Here is a 23425-nt window from a genome sequence, read left to right as displayed (position 1 = left end):
CACGTTCCCCCGGTCCCGCCCGCGCCCCGCAGTGCGTGGTCACCAGGAGACGACGACCTTGTCGCCGTTCCTCACCTGCGCGAACAGAGCCGCGATCGCCGCCTCGTCCCGCACGTTCACACAGCCGTGCGAGCCGCCCGCGTAACCGCGCGCGGCGAAGTCGTACGAGAAGTGCACCGCCTGGCCCCCGCTGAAGAACATCGCGTAGGGCATCGGCGAGTCGTAGAGCGTCGACACGTGGTGCCGCGACTTCCAGTACACGTGGAAGACCCCCTCCCGCGTGGGCGTGTACTGCGTGCCGAAGCGCACCGCCATCGTGGACACCGTCCGCCCGTCGACCATCCAGCGCAGCGTCCTGCTGGTCTTGCTGATGCACAGCACCCGTCCGGTCAGGCAGCGCGGATCGGGCGCGGCGGCGGGCTGACCGCCCATCAGGTACAGCTCCCACTTGCCCGGCTCGTGGGTCATGCCCAGCAGCCGCTGCCAGGTGACGGTGTCGGTCGCACCGGTCTGCGGCAGCCCGCGCTTGCGCTGGAAGCCCCTGACGGCGTTCTCCGTCAGATCGTCGTACGTCCCCGTCGGCCCGTCGTAGAGCCATTCCACCTGCCGCAGCCGGGCCTGCAGCTCGCGCACGTCCGTCCCGCTGTCGCCGGGGGACCACAGGACGCGGGCGGCCACACGGGCGGGGGCGGAGCTCGGCGCGGGACCGGGACCGGCCGGAGCGGACGCCCGGCCGGTGGGGAACTCGATGCGCACCGGCGAGCGGTGCTTGCCGTCCGCGTCCGGGGCCCGCACCGTGCAGCCGCTGAGGACGGCGAGCGCGGCGGCGGAGAGGAGTGCGGCGGTCGAGCGTCCGATGCGGCTCATCCCGAGATGCTTCCCCGCGTGACCGGCGCCGAACAACGGGGCATGGTGAGGAGTACCGATCGTCCCTGCACGTACTGCGGAGGCACACACCATGGCGCGTGAGTCGGAGTCCGGACTGCCGATCGAGCCGGTCTACGGGCCGGGGGACCTGACCGGCTGGGACCCTGTGGAGAAGCTGGGCGAGCCGGGCGCGTACCCCTTCACCCGGGGCGTGTACCCCAGCATGTACACCGGCCGCCCCTGGACGATGCGCCAGTACGCCGGCTTCGGCACGGCGACCGAGTCCAACGCCCGCTACCGGCAACTGATCGAGCACGGCACGACGGGCCTGTCCGTCGCCTTCGACCTGCCCACCCAGATGGGCCACGACTCCGACGCGCCCCTCGCCCACGGCGAGGTCGGCAAGGTCGGCGTGGCCATCGACTCGATCGACGACATGCGGGTGCTGTTCGGCGGGATCCCGCTGGACAAGGTCTCCACGTCGATGACCATCAACGCGCCGGCGGCTCTCCTGCTGCTCCTCTACCAGCTCGTCGCGGAGGAGCAGGGCGTGCCGGCCGACCGGCTGACGGGCACGATCCAGAACGACGTCCTGAAGGAGTACATCGCGCGGGGCACGTACATCTTCCCGCCGAAGCCCTCCCTCCGCCTGATCGCGGACATCTTCAAGTACTGCGGGGCCGAGATCCCCAGGTGGAACACCATCTCGATCTCCGGCTACCACATGGCCGAGGCGGGTGCCTCCCCCGCGCAGGAGATCGCCTTCACCCTCGCGGACGGCATCGAGTACGTCCGTACGGCGGTCGCGGCCGGCATGGACGTCGACGACTTCGCACCCCGGCTGTCCTTCTTCTTCGTCGCCCGTACGACGATCCTGGAGGAGGTCGCCAAGTTCCGCGCCGCGCGCCGGATCTGGGCGCGGGTGATGAGGGAGGAGTTCGGCGCGAAGGACCCCAAGTCGCTGATGCTCCGCTTCCACACCCAGACGGCGGGCGTCCAGCTGACGGCCCAGCAGCCCGAGGTGAATCTCGTCCGCGTCGCCGTGCAGGCCCTGGCGGCCGTGCTCGGCGGCACCCAGTCCCTGCACACCAACTCCTTCGACGAGGCCATCGCGCTCCCCACGGACAAGTCCGCCCGCCTGGCCCTGCGCACCCAGCAGGTACTGGCCCACGAGACGGACGTGACCGCGACCGTCGACCCCTTCGCGGGCTCGTACGCCGTCGAGCGGATGACGGACGACGTGGAGGCGGCGGCGATGGACCTGATGCGCAGGGTCGAGGACCTCGGCGGGGCGGTCGCGGCGATCGAGCACGGCTTCCAGAAGGCGGAGATCGAGCGCAACGCCTACCGGATCGCCCAGGAGACGGACGCGGGGGAGCGGGTCGTCGTCGGCGTCAACCGCTTCCGGTACGACGAGGAGGAACCGTACGAGCCGCTCCGCGTGGACCCGGCGATCGAGGCCCAGCAGGCGGGACGGCTCGCCAGGCTGCGGGCGGAGCGCGATCAGGGCGCGGTGGACTCGGCGCTGGCCGCCCTGAAGAAGGCGGCGGAGGGGGAGGACAACGTGCTGTATCCGATGAAGGAGGCGCTGCGGGCCCGGGCGACGGTGGGGGAGGTGTGCAACGCCCTCCGGGAGGTCTGGGGGAGCTATGTGCCCTCGGACGCGTTCTGAGCGACTGTCGTACCCCCGTGCGACACTCCTTTCCATGTTCGGCGTCATCGATCTCCCCACCTACCTGGCAGGCCTCGTCCTGATCGTCCTGCTCCCCGGCCCCAACTCCCTGTACGTCCTCTCGGTCGCCGCCCGCCGGGGTATCCGCGCGGGATACACCGCCGCGGCCGGGGTCTGGTGCGGGGACGCCGTGCTGATGACGCTGTCGGCGGCCGGGGTCGCCTCACTGCTCCAGGCGAACGCGCTGCTGTTCGGGATCGTGAAGTACGCGGGGGCCGGGTATCTGACCTGGCTGGCGGTGGGGATGCTGCGGGCCGCGCGGGGCATGTGGCGGGGCAGGGGCACCGAGGCCGCCCCGGAGGCCGCCGCCACCCCGAGCGACGAGCGGCCCTATCGCCGGGCCCTCGTCGTCAGCCTCTTCAACCCCAAGGCGATCCTGTTCTTCGTCGCCTTCTTCGTGCAGTTCGTCGACCCGGGCTACGCCTACCCGGCTCTCTCCTTCGTCGTCCTCGGCGCCTTCGCCCAGCTGGCCAGCTTCCTCTACCTCAGCGCCCTGATATTCGGCGGCACCAAGCTGGCCGCCGCCTTCCGCCGCCGCGGGCGTCTGTCGGCGACGGCGACCTCGGCGGCGGGCGCGCTGTTCCTGGGGTTCGCGGTGAAGCTGTCGCTGGCGAGCGCCTAGCCCCGCGTCACCGGCCCACGCGGGTGAGGTACTCCCCGAGGCCCGTCGCCGTCTCGCCCGCCCAGCCGACGTAACCGTCCGGCCGGACCAGGAACACACCCGGGCCGTACGACTCCGGGGCGGCCGGGAGCGCCCGTACCCCCGCGACGGACGCGGTCGCGCCCAGCAGCGTCCAGTGCGGTCCCCGGAAGGCGTCGAAGAGCCGCACGCCGTCCACCGTGCCGTCCGGCGCCCGGTCGCCCGCCCGTACACCGGACGGCACGGCACGCCGGTCCTCGCTCAGGGACGACCGCGGGTATCCCAGCCCGAGCTGCACCGTCGCCTTCCCGCGCCGCACCTCTCCGCGGTGCACCCCGGTCGACAGGCCCAGCATGGCCGCGGCGTTGGGGCGCCGCTCCTCCTCGTAGGTGTCCAGCAGCTCCTTTGGCGCCCCGTCCCGCAGCACCGCGCCCAGCTTCCAGCCCAGGTTGTACGCGTCCTGGACGCTGGTGTTCAGCCCCTGCCCGCCGGCCGGTGAGTGCACGTGCGCGGCGTCGCCCGCGAGGAACACGCGGCCCACCCGGAAGCGGTCCGCCAGCGCCGCGCGGGGCCGGAAGTCCGAGGCCCAGCGCAGTTCGGTGACGTCCTCTGCGTCGAGGTGCGTGTACGCGGCGACCAGCTCGCGGACGCCGTCCAGGGTCAGCTTCGGCTCGGTGCCCTCCGGCAGCTTCGCGGACAGCTGGAAGTCGTCCGTGCCGGCGAGCGGGCACAGCGTGAGGCCGGTGCCGTCGGACCCGGGGAAGACGTGCCAGTACTCCCGGTCGAGACCCTTCACCCGCAGGTCCGCCACCAGGAACGGGCTCGGGTCGACCGTCTCGCCGGTCATCCCCACGCCCACCGCCCGCCGTACGGCCGAACGCCCGCCGTCGGCCGCGACGACATACCGCGCACGCAGGGCCGTACCGTCGGCGAACCGGACGCCCACGCCCTCGCCGTCCTGCTCCAGACCCCTCACCTCGCGTCCGAAGGCGACCTGTCCGCCCAGCTCCACCAGCCGCGCGTGCAGGATCTCCTGCGTCCGCCACTGCGGCACCATCAACGGCTCGGTGTACGGCGCACCCTCCTCCGCCTCCACGACATCGAACATCGGCTGCGCGCCGACGCGTTCGCCTTCCTTCCAGATCATCTGCGGCGGGTAGGAGCCGCCCGCCGCGCGGATCGCGTCCAGCACGCCGAGGTCGTCGAAGACCTCCTGCGTACGCGGCTGGATCCCCTTGCCGCGCGATCCCGGGAACAGCCCGTCCGCCCGCTCCACGACCAGCGCGTCCACCCCACGACGGGCGAGGTCGACGCCCAGGGCCAGTCCGGTGGGCCCTGCCCCCACGATCAGGACATCCATCGCGATTCTCCTTAACGCCGTTAAGTGCTGTCGATGACGAGCGTGCCCTTAACGCTGTTAAGCTGTCAAGTGTGAGTACGGAACGCCGAGCGCCTCTCGACCGCACCCGGGTCGCGGACACCGCCCTGAAGCTCCTGAACGAGGTGGGTCTGGACGGCCTGACCCTGCGCGCCATCGCCAAGGAGCTGGACGTCAAGGCGCCCGCCCTGTACTGGCACTTCAAGGACAAACAGGCGCTGCTGGACGAGATGGCCACCGAGATGTACCGCCGGCTGATCGCGGGCACGCCCCTCGACCCCGGCGACACCTGGCAGGACCGGCTGCGGACCTCCAACCGCGCCCTGCGGACCGCGCTGCTCGCCTACCGGGACGGCGCGAAGGTCTTCAGCGGCTCACGCTTCACCGGCATCGAGCACGCCGACCAGATGGAGCAGAACCTGCGCCTGTTCACGGCCGCCGGCTTCACCCTCGCCCAGGCGGTCCGCGCGACCACCACCACGTACCTCTACACCCTCGGCTTCGTCACCGAGGAACAGGGCGTCCAGCCCCTCCCCGGCGAACGCCGCGAGGGCTACGACGTCGAGGAACGCGCCCGCCTGATGACCGACTTCCCGCTGTCGGCCCGGGCGGGCGCGGAGATCTTCCAGGACTACGACGAGCACTTCGAGGAGGGTCTGGAACTGGTGATCGCGGGGATCGAGGCGCGGTACGGGATGAGCTGAGCTGAGCGCTCCTAGCGGGCACCCCGGGCGCCGCGCAGTGCGCGTGTGAGGACGGGGGGAAGCAGGTCCGCAGCGATTCGGCGGGCGTGGCGCCTGTGGGTCGGGGCGGGGGGTGTGACGGGGCGTGGCTGCGCGGGGATCGCGGCGGCGCCGGACTCGTCGACGTGGTGCCGGGACGGCGGGAACGGCGGGGCCTGCATGCCCTTGGACTTGAGCCGGACGATGCGGTGCCCGGCCGCCTCCTGCACGCTGAGGTGGCAGTCCGTGCGGGCCCGCGCCATGGCCAGCAGCTCCTCCTGCAGCGGGCCGGGGTCGCCCCAGGTGCCGTACAGCTTCTGGGTGCTGAGGCAGATCGGGCGCAGCCCCCTGTTGAGCACGGCCTCCCAGGCGGCTATGGAGACGCCCGGGGTGTGCTCGGAGCGGAAGTCGTCCAGGACGACGAGACCGCCGCTCATCAGCAGGTCGCGGGCGGTGCCGATGTCGTCGTACACGTGCTCGTACAGGTGCGAGGCGTCCACGTGCACGAACCGGCAGGAGCCCGGCGCCACCTCGGCCGGCACCAGGGAGCTCGGGCCGTGCAGGACGCGCGGCAGCTCGTCGTGGAAGGCGAGGTAGTTCTCCTCGAAGGCCCGCCGGGTGAGGCTGCCGTACGACTTCGCCGACTCCGCCCGGTTGGCGTCGTCGGGTGCGTCGCCCTCGAAGAGGTCGCAGACGGTGTACCGCTCGCCCTCGCGCAGATGGCGACCGGCGAAGATCGCGCTCTTGCCCAGGTACACCCCGACCTCCAGCAGGTCGCCCCGCAGCCCGGCATCCTCCTGCCGGCCGAGGAACCAGTCGAAGAGCACCTGGTCGAGAACGGGGAACCAGCCGGGGACGTCGTCGAGCGTACGCGGCGGTCGGATCGGGCCTGATACGGCGGACATGAGATGGCACTCCCTGGTTCGGCCGAGAACTGACTTGCGCCTGCCCGAAGAGGGATTTCCATTCGCGGCCGCGGATGAATTCCGGGCCAATTCCAGCCGCCGACGCGGTTACCGGACCGAAGGACGCGACAGCACGGACCGCAGCCGCGGGGTCAGCGGCTTCTCGACGTAACGGTTCATCAGCCAGGCGAGGACCAGCATGACGGTGATCGTCAGCAGGAAGGTGCCGTAGGAGGGGATGTGCAGGTCGCGGTGCAGCACCTTGATGACCACCCAGCCCAGATGCTCGTGGACCAGGTAGAAGGGATAGGTCAGCGCCCCGGCCACGGTCAGCCAGCGCCAGTTGGCCCACTGCAGCAGGCCGAGCGCGATCGCCGCGACCGCCAGGAAGCCCAGCGTCACCACCAGGACGATGCCGAACGAGGTGCGGTGCGCGAAGGCGTGCGGGTCCGAGGCGTTCCACAGGCCGCGCACCGCGTAGTGCTGCCCGATCAGCCAGCTCACGGCCACGATGCCCCACGCGTAGACGTCCCGCCGGTCGCGGTGGACCAGGTAGAGGCCGACGCCGCCGATGAAGAACGGCGCGTACTCCGGCATCAGCACGAGGTCGAGCAGCGGCTGGTGCGCGCCCCGCGCGAGGGCCGCCGCCAGCGTCCAGCCCGCGCAGAAGAAGATCACGCGCCGGCGGCTCGCGCCGGGCAGCACGACCAGCAGCGCGAACAGGGCGTAGAAGCGGACCTCCGCCCACAGCGTCCAGCACACACCGAGCACCCGGTCCACGCCGAGCGGCTGCTGCAGCATCGTCAGGTTCACCAGCGTGTCGCTCGGCGAGACCGTCTTGAAGGTGACCGCGGGCAGCGCGAACACCGCCGTGACGAGCGCGATCGCCACCCAGTAGGCGGGCAGCAGCCGTGACGCGCGGGAGGCGAAGAACGACTTCAGGGGCCGTCCCCAGCCGCTCATGCAGATCACGAAGCCGCTGATCACGAAAAAGATCTGGACGCCGAGACACCCGTACGAGAAATACGTGTGCAGGGTGGGGAATTGATGTTGCGCGGAACGCCCCCAGGCGCCCGTGACCTCACCACCCCGGCCGCCGTAGTGATACGCCGCCACCATCAGCGCGGCGATCAGCCTGAGCCCGTCCAGGGCCCGCAGCCGGGGCTCCGGCCGGGGGCCGGCCCGCTCCGTCCGGTGGGGAACCTCGGTCACCGGTCGGACGGTCATGCTGGTCACGAAATTCCCCTCGACGGCCGCTCCTATGGGTGCACCAAGGGACATTAGTCCGATTCACAGGGATGACTTGGTTGACAGGCCAACGATTAGCCGCCGCGTCCCGGGGAGTTCACCTGAAAGTCGTTTTGGCTTTCTACTTTCTCCAGAATCCCCCCACGGAACAGTAAACCCACCTGATCACAGCTTTGGCTTGGCAAAAAACCAGGAGTGCCATGACGACGGTCCAGAACAGGCGTGCACGTGCGCGTGGAGGGGAGCTGGACGACTGCCTGCGCGCCTGCGCGGCACACAGCGGCAAGCTGGTCGGCAGTGTCGACCGGCGCCGCATCGAACTCGCCGAGCAGCTGCGCAAGCTGCTGGTCGTCTGGGGGACGACCGGCACGACCGCCGCCGCGCCCGCGCCGGCCGGTGCGACCGCGCTGCTCAAGCGTGCCGTCAAGGGAGCGGCGACACCGGCCGGCGGCATCGCGGGCGAACTGCTCGACGCCCTGCTCGCCGTCGCCAACAAGGCGCTCGAATGCGGCTACGACGACGAGCTCACCCTCGCCCTGACGATCAGCGACACCGTGCTGGCCCAGCGCAAGAACTCCCGCGCCGGCTGGCGGCTGCGCGCCCGCCTCCTGGAGGCCCTCGGCGACGAGACCGAGGCGCTCCAGGCGTACGAGAAGTACCTCGACCTCACCGACGACGACGGCTTCGGCGTCCGCGCCCGGATCGCCGGTCTGCGCGTGGCCGGCGAGAAGGAGCGCGAACTGCTCGGCCTGCTCGGACGGCAGACCCCGCGCTCCGAGGAGTTCTCCCGCCGCCCCGCCACCGACGTGTGGGCCGAGGGCCTGGCCGCGCGCGCCGTCGGCGACTGGAACGAGGCCGAGCCGCGGCTCGTGGGAGCGCTCCTCCGGCTCGCCACCGAGGACGCCCCGGTGGCCGACCGGCAGGAACTGCTCAGCCAGTACCTGGACCTGCGCACCACCGCCCCGGGCGTCGACCTCGCCGCGCTCACCGAGGCCCTCGCCCTCTACGCCGAGCAGCGCCGCGCCCGGATGCGCGGCCCGGTCGCCGACCCGACGATCGGCGGCGTGCAGTGGATCAGCCTCGGCGAGTTCCGCAACCAGATCGCCGGCAAGTCCATCTGCCTGATCGCCAACTCCGGCCGCGTGGGCACCAGTTCCATGGGCGCCGAGATCGACGCGTACGACCTGGTGGTGCGCTTCAACTCGTACCGGATCGACCCCCGGCACACCGGCAGCCGCACCGACATCCACGCCACCATCCACAAGCACGGCTTCAACTGGGACAAGCAGGTCACCACCCGGCTGGTCTTCGGCGGCGTCTCCGGCGACTGGAAGTACTCGCTGCGCAACCGCCTGGTGCCCGGCGCCCAGACCCACCTCGGCGACGAGTCGCTGCGCTGGCCCGTGCGCAACATCGGCAAGCTCGGCGCGGACGCCTGGTCGGGCATCCCCACCACCGGCTTCAACATGCTGTGGCTGCTGGACTTCCTCGACGTCAGCCCGAAGCTCGACCTGATCGGCTTCGACTTCTACGAGAGCGGCGCCTACCGCGTGCAGGAGGCGATGAAGATGCCCATCACGTCCGTGCACGAGTACACCAGCGAGAAGGAATGGGTCATGCAGCGGGCCCAGAGCGCGACCGACATGAGGATATCCCTGCGATGACGACCACCTCCCCGGCCAAGGCCGCCACCCAGGCCCCCGTGACCGACGCCCACGCGCTCACCGGCAAGCGGCGCATCGCCTTCGCCAGCTTCGTCGACGAGAACTACCTGCCCGGCTTCCTCGCCCTGCTGCGCAGTCTCGCCCTGTCCAACCCGGGCGTGTGCGAGGACTTCGTCGTCCTCTACGACGACCTGCGCCCCGGCTCGATCGCGAAGATCCGCGCCCTGCACCCGCGCATCGTGCTGCGCCGCGTCGACGCCGGCCGCTACGACTCGTACAAGAAGGGCGACCAGGACAACTACCTGGTCCGCAAGGCGTACTTCATCCTGGACGTGTTCCGGATCCGCGAGTACGACACCGTCATCACCCTCGACACCGACATGGTCGTCCTCGGCGACCTGGGCGAACTCCTCCAGCTCCGCGAGGGCCTGGCCGCCGTCCCGCAGTTCTTCTACGGGCAGCACAAGCTCAACTCCGGCCTGCTGGTCATCCAGCGCGAGTACCTCAGCGACGAGTTCTGCGCCAGGCTGGACGCCACCGGCCGCAGCGGCGACTACGAGCTCGACAAGCACGACCAGGGCATCCTGAACGCCGTCCTGGACGGCGACTTCATCCGCCTCGACGCCCGCTACAACTTCGTCAAGCGGCGGCTCTCCGGCGACCTGCCCGTCCCCGAGGACACCGCGATCCTGCACTTCACCGGCCGCCACAAGCCCTGGCAGGGCGGCGAGGCCGGCTACAGCCAGGCCGAGGACCGCTGGCGCGAGTTCGAGCTGTCCGACGCCGACTTCCAGGCCGCCTACCTCGCCTCCTCCGGCGGCCTCCACCACGACCTGCTCGTCCACTACGGCACCCCGCACGTCGCCCGCACCGGCGACGTCGAGACCGCCCGCAAGGTCGCCGCCGCGCACATCGGCGCCGGCGACTACCAGGACGCCGTGGACATCCTGAGCGGCGTCCGCATCCCGCTCGACGAGGCCTGGCCGCACGAGGTCCTCGGCCACGCCCTGATGAGCGTCTCCCGCTACGACGAGGCCAAGGCCCAGCTGCTGCTGGCCACCGCCGCCCCCAACCGGGCCGCCACCGCCTACGCCCGCCTCGCCCAGCTGGCCTGGGTGCAGGGCGACAACACCCAGGCCCTGCGGTACGCCACGGCCGGCATCTCCGTCGACCCCACCCACCGCTCCAGCCGCCTGTGGGCGCAGCGCGCCGCCGCCGTACCGGCCCAGGAGCAGGGCAGCGCCGAGGACCAGCTCGCGCACGTCGCCTTCTACATGGACCGGCAGGGCAACGCGGGCGACAAGCTGCTCCCGGAGTCCGTCCGGCTCGCCTTCGGCCCGGACACCGGCTCCCGCCGCTGGCACCCCGTGCACGCCCACCGCCTCTTCGACGAGGCCGCCCTCACGCGGGTCAACGCCCGCCGCGGCCTGGTCATCGGCGGCGGCGGCCTGTTCATCCCGGACACCATGCCCAACGGCAACAGCGCCTGGCAGTGGAACGTCCCGGACGGGCTGCTGAACCGCATCGACGTGCCGATCGCCGTCTACGCCGTCGGCTTCAACGCCTTCGACGGGCAGTCCTACCGCGCCGGGCGCTTCCGCTCCTCCCTGCGCGGGCTCGTCGAGCGCTCCTCCTTCTTCGGGCTGCGCAACCACGGCTCGATCGAGAAGGTCCGGGCCATGCTCCCGGCCCACCTGCACGACAAGGTGCGCTTCCAGCCCTGCCCCACCACGGTCACCCGCCAACTGGTCGCGGGCTGGCAGGACCCGGCCCGACGGGACGACACGATCCTGATCAACGCGGCCTACGACCGCGCGGGCCTGCGCTTCGGCCACGACTACGGCTACTTCCTGGCCCAGATGGCCGAGGCGGTCCGGGACCTGGGCGAGCTCGCCGAGGTGCGGTGCGTGGCGCACTCGCTGGACGACGAGAAGATCGCCTTCGACCTGCGCCGCGAGCACGGCATCTCACTGCCCGTCATCCCGATGTACGACTTCGAGAACGACCAGATCCGCGAGCTGTACGCCCGCACCAAGCTGGTGATCGGCATGCGCGGCCACGCGGGCATGATCCCGTTCGGCTGCGGCACGCCCATCATCAGCCTGATCTCGCACCCGAAGATGGCGTACTTCCTGCGGGACATCGAGCGGCCCGAGTGGGGCGTCTCCGTGCACGACCGCCACCTCGCCGCCCGGCTGGTCGAGCGCTCCAAGGACCTGCTCGCCGACCACGCGAAGACGGTCGCCGACGTGCACGGCCGGCAGCAGGAGCTGTGGAAGGTCACCGAGGCGAACGCCGCCGACCTGCGGATCATCCTGGGCGGCTGAGCCATGGCGACCGCTCTGGCCGGCGATCCGCCGGTCGTCGCCCGGTCGCGTCCGGGCGTCCGCCGCTCACCCCTGTGGTGGGCGGCGGTCGCCCTGCCGGCCGCGGTGGCCGTGGTGTACACCGTGCTCACCCGGCGGCTCACCGGGGACCTGCACTACGTCCTCGCCGCCCTGCGCACCGGCCGCGCGGCCGGCTACGCGCCGTCGGAGGTCTTCACCCACCGGCCGTTCTTCTACCGCTGGTTCGTGGCCGGCCTCGACCGGCTCACCTTCGGGGACACGGCGGTGCGCGAGGCCCTGATGGGCGCGGCGGGCGTCCTGCTCGCCGGCGCCGCCGCGTACGCCCTGTACGCGGCCCTGCTGCGCCGGCTCACCGGGCGCGAGGCCGCCCTCACGGCGGGCGCCACCGGCCTCGCCCTGGCCCTCGCGCCCCGCAACGACTTCCTCCAGCCGGAGTGGGCGGCGGTCGTGCTGACGGTGTTCGCCGTCGCCGCCGCGACCGGCCCCGAAGGGCCGTGGCGTGCGGCACTGCTCGCGGCCCTGCCGCTGGGCCTCGCGGTGATGATGAAGTACTCCACCGCCGCCACCGCCGCGATCGGCGTCCTCCTCGTGTACGTCGTCGACCGGGGCCGGGCGGTACGCCTCACCCTGGTCGCGGTACCGGCCGCGCTCGCCCTCTTCGGGCTGAGCGTCCTCGCCGGGTCGCACGAGTGGCAGTGGACCGAGGACATGCCGCGGATCAACCAGTCGGCGCTCAGCCGCACCGGCGTCCACCCCGGCTTCATCCTTCACCGCTGCGTCGACTTCCTGGCCGACCGGGCCGTGGCGAGCCCCGTGCTGCTGCTCCTGCCCGGCGCGCTGCTCCTGGTCCTGGCCCGGGTGCGCGGGCGAGGGCGGCGGGCCGAGCTGCTCCTGGTCGCCCTGCTGGCCGGCCTCGCCGCGCAGGCGGTGGTGGTGGTGCAGGGCAACTGGTTCCTGTACCACGCGGCCCAGCTGCCGGTCCTGGCCGCCGCGGTCTGGGGCCTGGCCGTGGGCGGGGCCCGCCGCTCACCGCCCTGGTGCTTCGGGGCGGTGTCGCTGCTGTACGGCGTGCTGCCCGTGCTGTACGCCAGGGCGCCCGACGGCGTGCAGCTGCCGTGGGTGGTGTGGACGGCGGCCCTGGTCGCGCTGATCGCGGCCCTCGTGGACGCCCTGCCGACGAGACGGCGTCCCGCGCGCGGGGTCCTGCCCGCCGTGCTGGTCGCCCTGACCGGCGTGGTGTGCCTGGCCGCGAGCGGCTGGCCCGGCTCCCCGCACCTGGTGCTGCACGGCAGGGTGACGATGACCGGCGCCGACTACCTGACCGAGATGCGGCGCACCGAGCGGGAGGCCGACCGGCTGCGGGCACAGATCCCGGACGGCGCCCGGGTGCTGTACCTGGCCTTCGGCGACACGACGTACTACGTCGACCACCCCGCCCAGTGCCGCTACCCGATCGCCACCTTCCTCCAGCGCACCCGCTTCCTCCCGGACGTCGCCGAGCTGAGGTCGTACCGGGAGAACGCCGACTGCGTCGACCACGACCCGGCCCCGTACGCGGTGCTGGAGCGGCGCTGGTTCCGGCCCGGACTGGTCGATCCGGAACTCTGGCGGCGTGTCACCGCCGTGTACTCCTGCCCGACCGGTGGCGCCGGGACCAGGATGGTGCTGTGCGTGCGCAAGAGCGGCACCGGGCAGCACGGCTGACCCGGTGCCCGGGGCCCCGGCCGGCACACCGGGGCCCCGCCTCCCCGCTCTCCCGCCCTCCGCTCAGCGCAGCCCGAGCGAGGCGGTGACCTCGCGGGCCAGCGCCACCGAGTAGCTCTGCCCCCGGTCCTGCGGGTAGATCTGCGCCATCGTCACCAGCGTCACCCGGCTCATCGGTGTCTCATGGCCCGGGATCAGCGAGCGGTACCCGGGTGTCACCACCGGCTGGGCGAACCCGGCCCTGGAGAAGTGCCAGTCCTTGATCCAGGAGGCGTCGAAGTCCGGGTTGATCCGCCGCAGATACGGCACGAACCTGGTCAGCAGCTCACCCGGCTCGGTGGTGAACCGCCAGTCGTCGCGCTCCACGTAGTTGCCCACGTAGAGGACGTGCCGCCCGCCGTACACCGACGGGTCGATCATCCGGGTGTGCTCGACCACCGCGAGGAACGGGAAGTCCGGCTCGTTGATGTTGAGCCAGTAGTACGGGATCACGCTGCGGTCCAGCTCCAGCACGAAGCAGGTCGCGCCCAGGTACTGGTTCCTCCACACCGCGCTGTCGGCGGGCAGCCCGGCCGCCCTGGCGAAGACGGACTGCGGGGTCGTCACGATCAGCCGGTCGAACGCGTACGTGGAGCCGTCCGCGCACCTCACCACGGCGGGCGCGGCGTCCCCGTCCTGCCGGATGGACTCGACGGCCTTGCCGAACTCCACCTTGCCGCCGCGCTCCTCGACCCCGTCCCGCAGCGCCGCGTACACCCGCTCGAACCCGCCGTCCACATAGCCCAGTTCGAAGGTCCGGCAGTGGACACGGGCCCACAGCCAGGCCATCGACACCTGCTCCGCGCGGTCGCCGAACTTGCCCCGCAGCAGCGGCTCCCAGATCGCCGCCGTCGCCCTCTTCCCCGCCCAGCGGCGCAACCAGGCGAGCGCCGTACGGTCGTTGAACCGCTCACCGCCGCGCACCGCCTTCAGCACCGCCGACGACCCGGCGAAGCGCACCGCGTCGAGGGGCGAGAACTCCGGGAAGCGCAGCATGTCGAACGGCGTGGTGAAGTCGATCAGCCGCCCGCCCCGGTAGATGCCGGTCGTCGGCCGGTGGAAGCGCAGGACGTCCCCGAGCCCCAGCTCCCCGATCAGGGCGATCATGTCCCGGTCGCTGCGGAAGATGTGGTGGTAGTAGCGCTCCAGCGGGACGCCGCCCACCCGCAACGAGGCCGCCAGTCCACCGAGTTCGTCCGCCGCCTCCAGGACGGTGACCTGGTGGCCGGCGCGTACGGCGTCCCAGGCGGCGGTCAGGCCGGTGGCACCCGCGCCGATGATGCCGAGGTTCATGCGAAGCTCCACTTTCTGTTGAGCACGAACTGGAGCGCCAGCACCAGCGGCAGCGAACCCGCCTTGACGAGGTCGGCGTCGATTCCGAGTCCGTCGGTGAAGGCGAGGAAGAGCAGGTTCGTCAGGGCGATCCCGGTCAGCCCGACCGTGTAGAAGCGCAGGAAGCGGACGACGATCCGGTCCCGGCGCTCGAAGGTGAACCGGGCGTTCAGGACGAAGTTGACGGCGATGGCGAGCGTGGTGCTCAGGGCGTTGGCGAACTGCTCGCCCATCCCTGCGGCGTTGTGCAGCAGCAGGAAGACCACGAGGTCGAGCGTGACGCCGGTGCCGCCGATGAGGGTGTAGCGGACCAGTTGGCGGACGGTGCGGGCCCGGCCCTCGGCGACCCGTACCGCGGCCGGGGTCTCAGTCGCCGACACCGGACCCGCCCTCCCGGTCCGAGCCGATGACCTCGCGCACCAGGTACAGCGGACGCCCTTGGGCCTCGCTGTAGATGCGCCCTATGTACGTCCCGATGACCCCCAGCGACAGCATCTGCGTGCCACCCAGGAACAGCACGACGCACATCAGCATCGTCCAGCCGGAGACGGTGATGTCGGGCCGGAAGAACTTCATGCCGAGCGCGTAGAGGATGCCGAGCAGCGACAGCGCGAGCACCGCGAAGCCGAGCCGGGTGATCACCTTCAGCGGGACCGTGGAGAAGCTCGTCACGCCGTCGACGGCGAGCCGGGCCATCTTGCGCAGCGGGTACTTCGTCTCACCGGCGAACCGCTCGTCGCGGTCGAAGGCCACCTCGGCCTGCCGGTAGCCCATCGAGGCGACGATGCCGCGCACGAACCGGCTGCGCTCGCGGTACTTGCGCAGTTCGTCGGCGACCCTGCGGTCCAGCAGCCGGAAGTCCCCGGTGTCCAGCGGGATGTCCACCTCGGCGCAGGAGCGCAGCACGCGGTAGTACAGGTGCGCGGTGGCCCGTTTGAAGGCGGTGTCCTGCCGGGTGCGGCGGCGGGCGTGCACGATCTCGGCGCCCTCGCGCCAGGCGTCGACCAGCTCCAGGCTGACCCGGGGCGGGTCCTGGAGGTCGGTGTCCATGACGATCACCGCGTCGCCCCGGGCGAGGTCGAGGCCGGCGGTGATGGCGATCTGGTGCCCGAAGTTGCGGGCGAGGTCGACCACCCGGACACGGCTGTCGTTCTTCGCGAGGTCCGTCAGAAGGGCGAGCGAGCCGTCGGTGGAGCCGTCGTTGACGTAGACCAGCTCGAAGTCGAGCTCCGGGCGGCCGTCGAGCGCGGCGGCCAGTTCGGTGTGGAAGGCGGCGATGCCGTCCCGCTCGTTGTAGACGGGCAGCACATAGGAGATGAGCGTCCGCCGGGCCGGGGCCCGCTCCACGGGTGCGAGCACCACGGGAGCGGGGGCCTGGGCGGGCGGACGTATGTCCTGCTGGGTCATCGCGGTCCGCCCGCCGAGTCGAACGGTATGGACGGGGAAGCTGTCTGCAGCATTGGGGGAAGCTATGGAGGCTCCGTTAACCCCGCCCCAACGCTCCCCGACCAGAAGCCGTCTTCCCCGTTGCTCTTCGCCCCTTTCGCCCCGGTCGCCCCGGTCGGATCAGCGCCTTCGTACGGCCTTGCGCAGCGCCTTGGCCCGTCGTACCACCCGGCGTGCCGTGGCGTTGCGGGGCAGGAACGCCAGCCGCTCGGGGATGCCGCCGGGCAGGCCGAGGGAGGTGAGCCGCTTGCGTTTGAAGTAGCGGTGGGTGCGCGGCCCGAAGTGCCGGGACAGATAGCGTTCCGCCGCTGGGCGCAGCCCCGGGTGGATCTGCGGCTGCATGGTGAAGCCGACCGCGGTGACCAGGTCGCCCAGCGTGCCGGCGTCGACGGTGTCCTCGCCCTTGCGGTCCGCCAGGTCCGGCAGCAGCGCGTCGGCGAGGACGGTGGGGACCCGGTTGCTGTTCTGGTAGGGCGTCAGCCGGTCCAGGAGCTGCTCGGTGCCGACGCGGGCGACGGGCAGCCCGTAGAACGCGGACGCGGTGAACAGCGCGGTCGAGAAGCAGCCGACCACCAGCGCGGGCGGGGTCTTCTCGAACAGCACCTCGGCGAGCACGGGTACGTCCAGGACGGTGAGGTCCACGCCCAGCTCGGCGGCCTCGGACTCCAGGGCGCGGCTGTAGCGGGCCGGCGCGGTGGGGTGCGGCTTGAAGACGATCGCCCGGTGGCCGCGCTCGACCGCCCCGCGCAGCATCCGCACGTGCAGGTTCTCCTCCTCCTCGGGGGAGAGGATGTTCAGCGCGGACAGGTACTGGCCGAGCAGCAGCGCCGGGTTCTCGGGCAGCTCCGGCAACTCGGTCACCGCGGCGGTCAGTTCGCCCATGGTCTTCAGGAACGCGGCCGTCGGCACGACCTCCGCCGGCACGTCGAACTCGGTGAGCAGCAGCGGCGTCAGCCCCGGCACCAGGTCCAGGTGGAGCAGCCGGCGCACCCGGGTGCCGACCAGCGGGTCGAGCTTATTGCGGGTGGGGCCGTAGCTCATCAGGCCGTCGGCGTAGACGTCGACGGGGGCGTCGGTGAACAGCTGGGCCACGGTCAGGGCGGGGGCGACCTGGAGGGACTCCAGGACCAGCTCCACGTCGTCGTCGCCCAGTTCCCACAGCAGCCGCAGATAGCGCTCGAAGAGGGGGATGTCGTCCGGGCGCGGCGACCAGGCGCCGGGGTGGAAGGGGCGGATGGCCTCGTTCCAGGACAGCACGGCGTCGAAGTGATCGCGCAGCGGTTCGAAGCCCGGCATGGCGTCGACGGGCGGGGTGGTCTCCGGGGTCGCGGAGTTGTTGAAGACCAGCAGGAGTCTGCGGTCCTCCTCCTCGAAGCAGTCGGAGTCCAGGGCTGCGGCCAGGGTGGCGGCGCCATACAGGGTGGAGACGCAGAAGATCCGGGTGGTACGGGACATCAGGCAGCCGCCTTCGCTGTGGTGATCCGGCGCCTGAGCCGCCGCAGCTTGGAGGAGCGGTCCAGGTCCATGGTGTCGAGCACGTCACCGAGCGCGTCCTGCGGCAGGCGCTGGATGGCCGCGGCGCTCATCGACCGCAGCTGCTTGGCCACGGCCGGCTCCCACTTGCTCTCGTCCGAGAGGTGGTGGGCGATGATCGCGCAGTAGGTGCGCACCGCCTTCGGCAGCAGCCGGCCGGCGTCCGGGTCCGCGGCCGTCTCCTCGATGACCTGGTCGAAGGCGCGGATGAAGTCGAGCTGGCGGACGTCGCCGATCTGGGTCAGCGAGGAGGCGACCCCGCGCCGGTAGAACACGCCGAGCAGGCTGACCACGGCGAACGACTCCGCCTCGCGGTGCAGCTTCCAGATCCACGGCCGGTCCTCGGCCGTGCGCAGCCCGTCGGTGAAGTGCAGCAGGCCCTTCTCCAGCAGCCGGCGGTGGTAGACGCCGGCCCAGGCGTAGGCGTAGTCCACCGAGGTCGTCCGGTCGGCCGGGAGGATCGCGTCGCGCGGGTTCATGACGTACCGGCGCCGCCCGTGCGGCACTCGGTGCACCGTCCGCGCGCGGGCCGTCGCCTGCACATGGTCGGTGCGGACGAAGTCACAGCCCAGCTCCTCGATGGCGGCCACCAGTTTTGTGTAGTAGCCCGGGGCCAGCCAGTCGTCACCGTCCAGGAACGTGAGGTACTCGCCGCGCGCCGCGTCCAGGCCGGTGTTGCGCGCGGTGGCGAGTCCCCCGTTCTTCTCATGACGGATGTAGCGCACCAGGGCGACATCGGAAAGATCTTCGGCCGCGCGTTCGAGAATGGCCGGTGTTTCGTCCTTCGAATGGTCGTCTACCAGTACGAACTCGAAATCTGAACGGGCGTTCAAGCGAAGGCTTCGGAGGGTGTCCGGGGCATATTGCCGAACGTTGTAGAACGGCACGATCACGGAAAGCTTTGGCACTCGCGAAAGCCTAGGAGGCCGCCCGGCTGCGCAACTTTCGGGTATTCGTACGGAGGGTGAACTCGATGTGTCGGAACGGTGCATCCCATGTACTTCCCGCGCTGCCACGGGCCAGTTGGGCTTGCGGCGATGTGTTGTTAACTTTTTGTTGAGATGCGCGTCGGCTTTACCTAGGAATTGCTTCCTAGCGTCTTCGTCGTGCCACCAAGTACACCGAAGCCCACGCGAATCGCGGTACTCGCGGACTCCGACACCCGCTGGAAATGGGGTGCGTTGACCGCGGCCCGTATCGCGCCGGGCCCGTCCATGGAAGCCGCAGCCCGCGAGGGCGCGCAAGCCGGCCCCGAGCTGAGCGGATTCCTGCTGCGCGGCCGGGCCACCCCCACCGCGCGCCAGCTGGCCGAGGTGGGCGTCACCGCCGACTCCCTCAAGGAGGTCACGGCGGTGGAGTTCCTGCGCGCCATGGCCGAGGAGCCGTACGACCTCGTCGTGCTCGCCCTCGTCGGCGGCGGCGTACAGGCGGTGCTGCACGGCCTCAAGCGGGTCTGGGAAGGCCGTACGAAGCGGCCCGTCGTCGTCACCGGCTATGTCGGCGTCGTCTACGAGAAGCTCGCCGACGGCCTGCTGCTCAGGCACGGAGCGGACCTCGTCCTCGCCAACTCCCGTCAGGACGCGGAGCGTTTCCGTGCCGTGTACGAGGGAGTGGGCGCCGACGCCTCGGCGGTGACCGAGGTGGCCCTGCCGTTCCTCGGCGGAGCGGCCTACGCAGGTGAACGCGACCCCTACACGGTCGTGTTCGCGGCCCAGCCGTCCGTCCCGGACAGCCGCAAGGACCGTACCTACCTGCTGGAGCGCCTCGTCCGGCACGCCCGCACGCACCCCGAGCGAGAGGTACTGCTCAAGCTGCGCTCCAAGCCGGGCGAACACACCACCCACATCGAGGAACTGCCCTACCAGAAGCTGCTCCAGCGGCTCGATCCACCGGCCAACTTCCGCCTGGTGTACGGGAACATGGGCGAGGTCCTCGACCGCACCGACCTGCTGGTCACGATCAGCTCCACCGCCGCGCTGGAGTCCCTGCACCGCCGTATCCCGACCGTCGTCCTCACCGACCTCGGCGTCCGCGAGACCCTCGGCAACCACCACTTCGTCGGCTCCGGCTGCCTCGCCTCCTGGGACCAGCTGGACGCCGGCCACCGCCCGGCCCCCGACGAGGAGTGGGTGGCCCGGCAGGGCGTCGCCGCGGACGGCTCGTACGCCACCGCCTTCGACGCGGCACGCCAGCGGATCACCAAGCTGCTCGCCCAGCCCGGCGGCCTGCCGCCACTGACCCCCTACTACACACCCGCCACCGCGCCCGGCTACCTGCCCGGCATCCTCGCCCGCCACCACCTCGGCCCGGACGGCAGCCCGCTGCCCGGCGCGCCCGCCGCCGACAAGGAGCCCGGACCGGTCCGGCAGATCGTCCGCCGGGCGGCGCGCGGCGCCTACCGGCACGGAGTGCAGCGCGTGGCGCCCGTCATCCGGCGGATGGGGGAGCTGTGAGTCCTCAAGGAGAAAAGCCTGTGTCCGACACATCAGCCGGGGTGCGCCGCGTCCTCGCCGTGATCCCCGCGCGAGGCGGCTCCAAGGGAGTGCCCGCCAAGAACCTGGCCCCCATCGGCGGCGTTCCGCTCGTCGCCCGAGCGGTTCGCGAGTGCCTGGCCACCCGACTCGTCACCGACGTGGTCGTCTCCACCGACGACCAGGCCATCGCGGCCGTGGCGCGCGAGGCGGGCGCCGAGGTCGTGCTGCGCCCGGCCGCCATCGCCGGGGACACCGCCACATCCGAGGCGGCGGTCCTGCACGCGATGGACGCCCACGAGGCCCTGCACGGCGCCCCCGTCGACGTCGTCCTGCTCGTGCAGTGCACCAGCCCCTTCCTGGTCCGCGAGGACGTCGACGGCGTCGCCGGGGCGGTCGCCGAGCAGGGCGCGGACACCGCCGTCACCGTCGCGCCCTTCCACGGCTTCGTCTGGCGCCACTCCGACGAGGCGGGCGAGGGCGGCCTCGGTGTCAACCACGACAAGTCCTTCCGCCCGCGCCGCCAGGACCGCCCCCAGGACTTCCTGGAGACCGGCGCCGCCTACGCGATGGACGCGGCCGGCTTCCGCAAGCACCAGCACCGCTTCTTCGGCCGCACGGAACTCGTGCGCACCGACCCCGCCCGGGTGCTGGAGATCGACGACCCGCACGACCTGGCGCGCGCCCGGGCGCTGGCCCCGCTCTTCGACGCGGACCGGCCCGGCGCCCTCCCGACCGCCGACGACATCGACGCGGTCGTACTCGACTTCGACGGCACCCAGACCGACGACCGGGTGCTGATCGACTCCGAAGGACGGGAGTTCGTCTCCGTGCACCGCGGCGACGGCCTCGGCATCGCGGCCCTGCGCAAGACCGGCCTGCAGATGCTGATCCTGTCCACGGAACAGAACCCGGTGGTCGCCGCCCGCGCCCGGAAGCTGAAGCTCCCGGTACTGCACGGCATCGACCGCAAGGACCTCGCCCTCAAGCAGTGGTGCGAGGAGCAGGGCATCGCGCCGGAGCGCGTGCTCTACGTCGGCAACGACGTCAATGACCTCCCGTGCTTCGCCCTCGTCGGCTGGCCCGTGGCGGTCGCGAGCGCCCACGACGTCGTGCGCGGCGCCGCACGCGCGGTCACCACCGTCCCCGGTGGCGACGGCGCGATCCGAGAGATCGCCAGCTGGATCCTCGGCCCCTCTCTCGATTCCCTCACCAAGTAAGGACATCTCCGCCATGAGCACCAACTCCCGTATCCGCACGTTCGGTTCGCGCCAGGCCGGCCCCGGCCGCCCCGTCTACATCTGCGGCGAGATCGGCATCAACCACAACGGTGAGCTGGAGAACGCCTTCAAGCTGATCGACGTGGCCGCCGAGGCGGGCTGCGACGCCGTGAAGTTCCAGAAGCGCACCCCGGAGATCTGCACCCCGCGCGACCAGTGGGACATCGAGCGCGACACCCCCTGGGGCCGGATGACCTACATCGACTACCGCCACCGGGTGGAGTTCGGCGAGGACGAGTACCGGCAGATCGACGAGTACTGCAAGGAGAAGGGCATCGCCTGGTTCGCGTCCCCGTGGGACACCGAGGCGGTCGCCTTCCTGGAGAAGTTCGACGTGCCCGCCCACAAGGTGGCCTCCGCCTCCCTGACGGACGACGAGCTGCTGCGCGCCCTGCGCGGGACCGGCCGCACGGTCATCCTGTCCACGGGCATGTCCACCCCGAAGCAGATCCGCCACGCGGTCGAGGTCCTGGGCAGCGACAACATCCTGCTCTGCCACGCCACCTCCACCTACCCGGCGAAGGCCGAGGAGCTGAACCTGCGGGTCATCAACACCCTGGAGCGGGAGTACCCGAACGTCCCGATCGGCTACTCCGGCCACGAGACCGGCCTGCAGACCACCCTCGCGGCGGTCGCCCTCGGCGCCACCTTCGTCGAGCGCCACATCACCCTCGACCGCGCCATGTGGGGCTCCGACCAGGCCGCCTCCGTCGAGCCGCAGGGCCTGCAGCGCCTCGTCCGCGACATCCGCACCATCGAGGCCTCGCTGGGCGACGGTGTGAAGAAGGTCTACGACTCCGAGCTCGGCCCGATGAAGAAGCTGCGCCGCGTCAACGGCGTCGTCGCCGAGGCGGAGATCGCGGCGGCGGCCGGCGAGCCGGTCGCGGTGTGAGACCGAGCGCCGATTCACACGCCGATTCGAGCGCCTTACGACGGGACGGTCGTACGTCGATGAGCCCCCGCGCCGGGAACACCGGTCCCCGCACTCTCGCGTTCGTGGAGAGTCCGGTGCAGTTGCTGAACGTGCTGGAGTGGGCGCATGTCCACGCCCTGCGCAGGGCGGACGCGTCCGGCGCGGAGCCGGCGCTGCCCGTACCGGGCCCCGTGCCCACGCAGGTGCGGCGGCCGGTGGACGGCGTGTCCCCGCCGGCCGGCGCGGAGCTCACCGTCGTCGTCCTGTCCCCGACCGACCCCATGACCCGGGGCCAGCTGCGCCGCATGGCCGACCTGGCCCGGGACGAGGGCTACCGCGTGCGCTGGGAGGAGGCGCGGGGCGGTCCCGCCGCGCCCTTCCACACCATCGGCGGGCTCACCGGGCAGCTGCGCCGGGCGGACCGGATCGTCATGGGCGACCCCTTCTCCCGCTACGTACAGCTGCTGCTGACGATCACCCGGGCCAAGGACCTGGTGGTCGTCGACGACGGCACGGCCACGATGGAGTTCGTCGCCCAGCTCGCCCGCGGTGAGCGCCTGGTGCGCTGGCACCGCAAGGGGGGCCGCCCCGGAGCCCGGGACCTGCTGTTCCCGCCGGTGTCCTCGTCCGCCCGCCGCCGGCTGACGCCCAGCGCCGGCCGCCGGGTGGAGGTCTTCTCCTCCATGCCGATGCAGGAGACGCCGCCCGGGGTGACCGTCACCGCCAACGACTTCCGCTGGACCCGCGCCCGCTTCGGGCCCCCGCGCATCACCAAGGGCGCCGACATGGTCGGTACGTCACTGGTGGAGACGGGCGTCGTCGACGGGGACCGGTATCTGGAGGCCGTCCGCAACCTGGCCAAGGCCCACGGGGCCACCCGCTACTTCGCCCACCGCCGCGAGAGCGCCGAGAAGCTGCGCCGGCTCGCGGTCGCGACGGGGCTGGAGATCGTCCGCCCCGATCTGCCGCTGGAGCTGATCGCGCGGCGCGGGCCGATCGGGCGGACGATCCTCAGCTTCCCGTCGACGGTCGTCCACACCCTGCCCCTGGCCCTCGTGGGCACGGGAGTGCGGGTCGCCGTGTGCGACATCGACCCCGCCTGGCTGACGGAGCACGCGTCCCCCCGGGCGCAGGGCTTCCTGTCCGGGGTGACGGGGACCGCACGGGATGTGCATCGGCTGGCGGCGGTGGGCCTCGCCTAGC

At 71.6% G+C, this 23425-nt stretch carries 19 protein-coding genes; 10 read left to right on the top strand and 9 right to left on the bottom strand.

Features of this window, described 5'->3' with window-relative positions:
• Positions 1–39 precede the first annotated feature (39 nt).
• Positions 40–867 (bottom strand): L,D-transpeptidase family protein, encoded by an 828-nt coding sequence (locus tag ACZ7L0_RS06975; RefSeq protein ID WP_471241378.1) that lies wholly within the window; start codon positions 865–867, stop codon positions 40–42.
• Between the two features lie 91 nt (positions 868–958).
• On the opposite strand from ACZ7L0_RS06975, the gene ACZ7L0_RS06970 reads away from it, so the two are divergent.
• On the top strand, positions 959–2539 hold the full coding sequence (locus tag ACZ7L0_RS06970; RefSeq protein WP_471241377.1) for an acyl-CoA mutase large subunit family protein: 1581 nt from the start codon (positions 959–961) through the stop codon (positions 2537–2539).
• 34 nt (positions 2540–2573) lie between these two features.
• Positions 2574–3221 carry a leucine efflux protein LeuE gene (gene leuE, locus ACZ7L0_RS06965; protein ID WP_471241376.1) on the top strand — a complete coding sequence of 216 codons (648 nt, stop codon included), beginning with the start codon at positions 2574–2576 and terminating at the stop codon, positions 3219–3221.
• A 7-nt stretch (positions 3222–3228) separates the two neighbouring features.
• Here the strand turns inward: leuE and ACZ7L0_RS06960 are convergent, their stop codons facing one another.
• Positions 3229–4605: an FAD-dependent oxidoreductase gene (locus ACZ7L0_RS06960; RefSeq protein WP_471241607.1), complete on the bottom strand. Its 1377-nt coding sequence runs from the start codon at positions 4603–4605 to the stop codon at positions 3229–3231.
• A gap of 65 nt (positions 4606–4670) precedes the next feature.
• On the opposite strand from ACZ7L0_RS06960, the gene ACZ7L0_RS06955 reads away from it, so the two are divergent.
• On the top strand, positions 4671–5321 hold the full coding sequence (locus ACZ7L0_RS06955; RefSeq protein ID WP_471241375.1) for a TetR/AcrR family transcriptional regulator C-terminal domain-containing protein: 651 nt from the start codon (positions 4671–4673) through the stop codon (positions 5319–5321).
• Positions 5322–5332: 11 nt separating this feature from the next.
• Here ACZ7L0_RS06955 and ACZ7L0_RS06950 read toward each other — a convergent pair whose 3' ends face one another.
• Both ACZ7L0_RS06950 and ACZ7L0_RS06945 read right to left on the bottom strand, forming a co-directional pair.
• Entirely contained in the window at positions 5333–6244 is a 912-nt protein-coding gene (locus ACZ7L0_RS06950) for a class I SAM-dependent methyltransferase (RefSeq protein ID WP_471241374.1), read from the bottom strand.
• 108 nt (positions 6245–6352) lie between these two features.
• Complete coding sequence (locus ACZ7L0_RS06945) at positions 6353–7471, bottom strand: acyltransferase family protein (RefSeq protein WP_471241606.1); 1119 nt, start codon at positions 7469–7471, stop codon at positions 6353–6355.
• Positions 7472–7692: 221 nt separating this feature from the next.
• On the opposite strand from ACZ7L0_RS06945, the gene ACZ7L0_RS06940 reads away from it, so the two are divergent.
• Genes ACZ7L0_RS06940 through ACZ7L0_RS06930 form a run of 3 tightly spaced genes read left to right on the top strand, consistent with a single transcriptional unit; the run spans position 7693 to position 13208 of the window.
• On the top strand, positions 7693–9156 hold the full coding sequence (locus ACZ7L0_RS06940; protein ID WP_471241373.1) for a glycosyltransferase family 29 protein: 1464 nt from the start codon (positions 7693–7695) through the stop codon (positions 9154–9156).
• Entirely contained in the window at positions 9153–11483 is a 2331-nt protein-coding gene (locus tag ACZ7L0_RS06935) for a glycosyltransferase (protein WP_471241372.1), read from the top strand. The genes ACZ7L0_RS06940 and ACZ7L0_RS06935 overlap by 4 nt, the downstream gene beginning before the upstream one ends.
• A 3-nt stretch (positions 11484–11486) precedes the next feature.
• A complete protein-coding gene (locus ACZ7L0_RS06930) occupies positions 11487–13208 on the top strand; it encodes a hypothetical protein (protein ID WP_471241371.1) in 1722 nt (573 codons plus the stop codon).
• Positions 13209–13271: 63 nt separating this feature from the next.
• Here the strand turns inward: ACZ7L0_RS06930 and ACZ7L0_RS06925 are convergent, their stop codons facing one another.
• From ACZ7L0_RS06925 to ACZ7L0_RS06905, 5 genes are all read right to left on the bottom strand, one after another.
• Positions 13272–14540, bottom strand: coding sequence for an NAD(P)/FAD-dependent oxidoreductase (locus ACZ7L0_RS06925; RefSeq protein WP_471241370.1), 1269 nt, complete (start codon positions 14538–14540; stop codon positions 13272–13274).
• Positions 14537–14959: a GtrA family protein gene (locus ACZ7L0_RS06920; RefSeq protein ID WP_471241369.1), complete on the bottom strand. Its 423-nt coding sequence runs from the start codon at positions 14957–14959 to the stop codon at positions 14537–14539. Before ACZ7L0_RS06920 ends, ACZ7L0_RS06925 begins: the two co-directional genes overlap by 4 nt.
• Complete coding sequence (locus ACZ7L0_RS06915; protein ID WP_471241368.1) at positions 14946–15986, bottom strand: glycosyltransferase family 2 protein; 1041 nt, start codon at positions 15984–15986, stop codon at positions 14946–14948. Before ACZ7L0_RS06915 ends, ACZ7L0_RS06920 begins: the two co-directional genes overlap by 14 nt.
• Positions 15987–16145: 159 nt before the next feature.
• Positions 16146–17480: an alpha-2,8-polysialyltransferase family protein gene (locus tag ACZ7L0_RS06910; protein WP_471241367.1), complete on the bottom strand. Its 1335-nt coding sequence runs from the start codon at positions 17478–17480 to the stop codon at positions 16146–16148.
• Positions 17480–18466 (bottom strand): glycosyltransferase family 2 protein, encoded by a 987-nt coding sequence (locus tag ACZ7L0_RS06905; protein WP_471241366.1) that lies wholly within the window; start codon positions 18464–18466, stop codon positions 17480–17482. The genes ACZ7L0_RS06910 and ACZ7L0_RS06905 overlap by 1 nt, the downstream gene beginning before the upstream one ends.
• A 198-nt stretch (positions 18467–18664) precedes the next feature.
• Here ACZ7L0_RS06905 and ACZ7L0_RS06900 point away from each other — a divergent pair, with 198 nt between their 5' ends.
• Genes ACZ7L0_RS06900 through ACZ7L0_RS06885 form a run of 4 tightly spaced genes read left to right on the top strand, consistent with a single transcriptional unit; the run spans position 18665 to position 23424 of the window.
• A complete protein-coding gene (locus tag ACZ7L0_RS06900) occupies positions 18665–20011 on the top strand; it encodes a DUF6716 putative glycosyltransferase (protein ID WP_471241365.1) in 1347 nt (448 codons plus the stop codon).
• Positions 20012–20031: 20 nt separating this feature from the next.
• Positions 20032–21249, top strand: coding sequence for a cytidylyltransferase domain-containing protein (locus tag ACZ7L0_RS06895; protein WP_471241364.1), 1218 nt, complete (start codon positions 20032–20034; stop codon positions 21247–21249).
• A gap of 13 nt (positions 21250–21262) precedes the next feature.
• Positions 21263–22201, top strand: a complete 939-nt coding sequence (locus tag ACZ7L0_RS06890) for an N-acetylneuraminate synthase family protein (protein WP_471241363.1) — start codon at positions 21263–21265, stop codon at positions 22199–22201.
• A 59-nt stretch (positions 22202–22260) separates the two neighbouring features.
• Positions 22261–23424, top strand: coding sequence for a hypothetical protein (locus ACZ7L0_RS06885; RefSeq protein WP_471241362.1), 1164 nt, complete (start codon positions 22261–22263; stop codon positions 23422–23424).
• Position 23425 lies beyond the last annotated feature (1 nt).

Source organism: Streptomyces sp. NPDC039424, from assembly GCF_055639495.1.
This window is presented reverse-complemented; position numbering and strand designations above follow the sequence as displayed.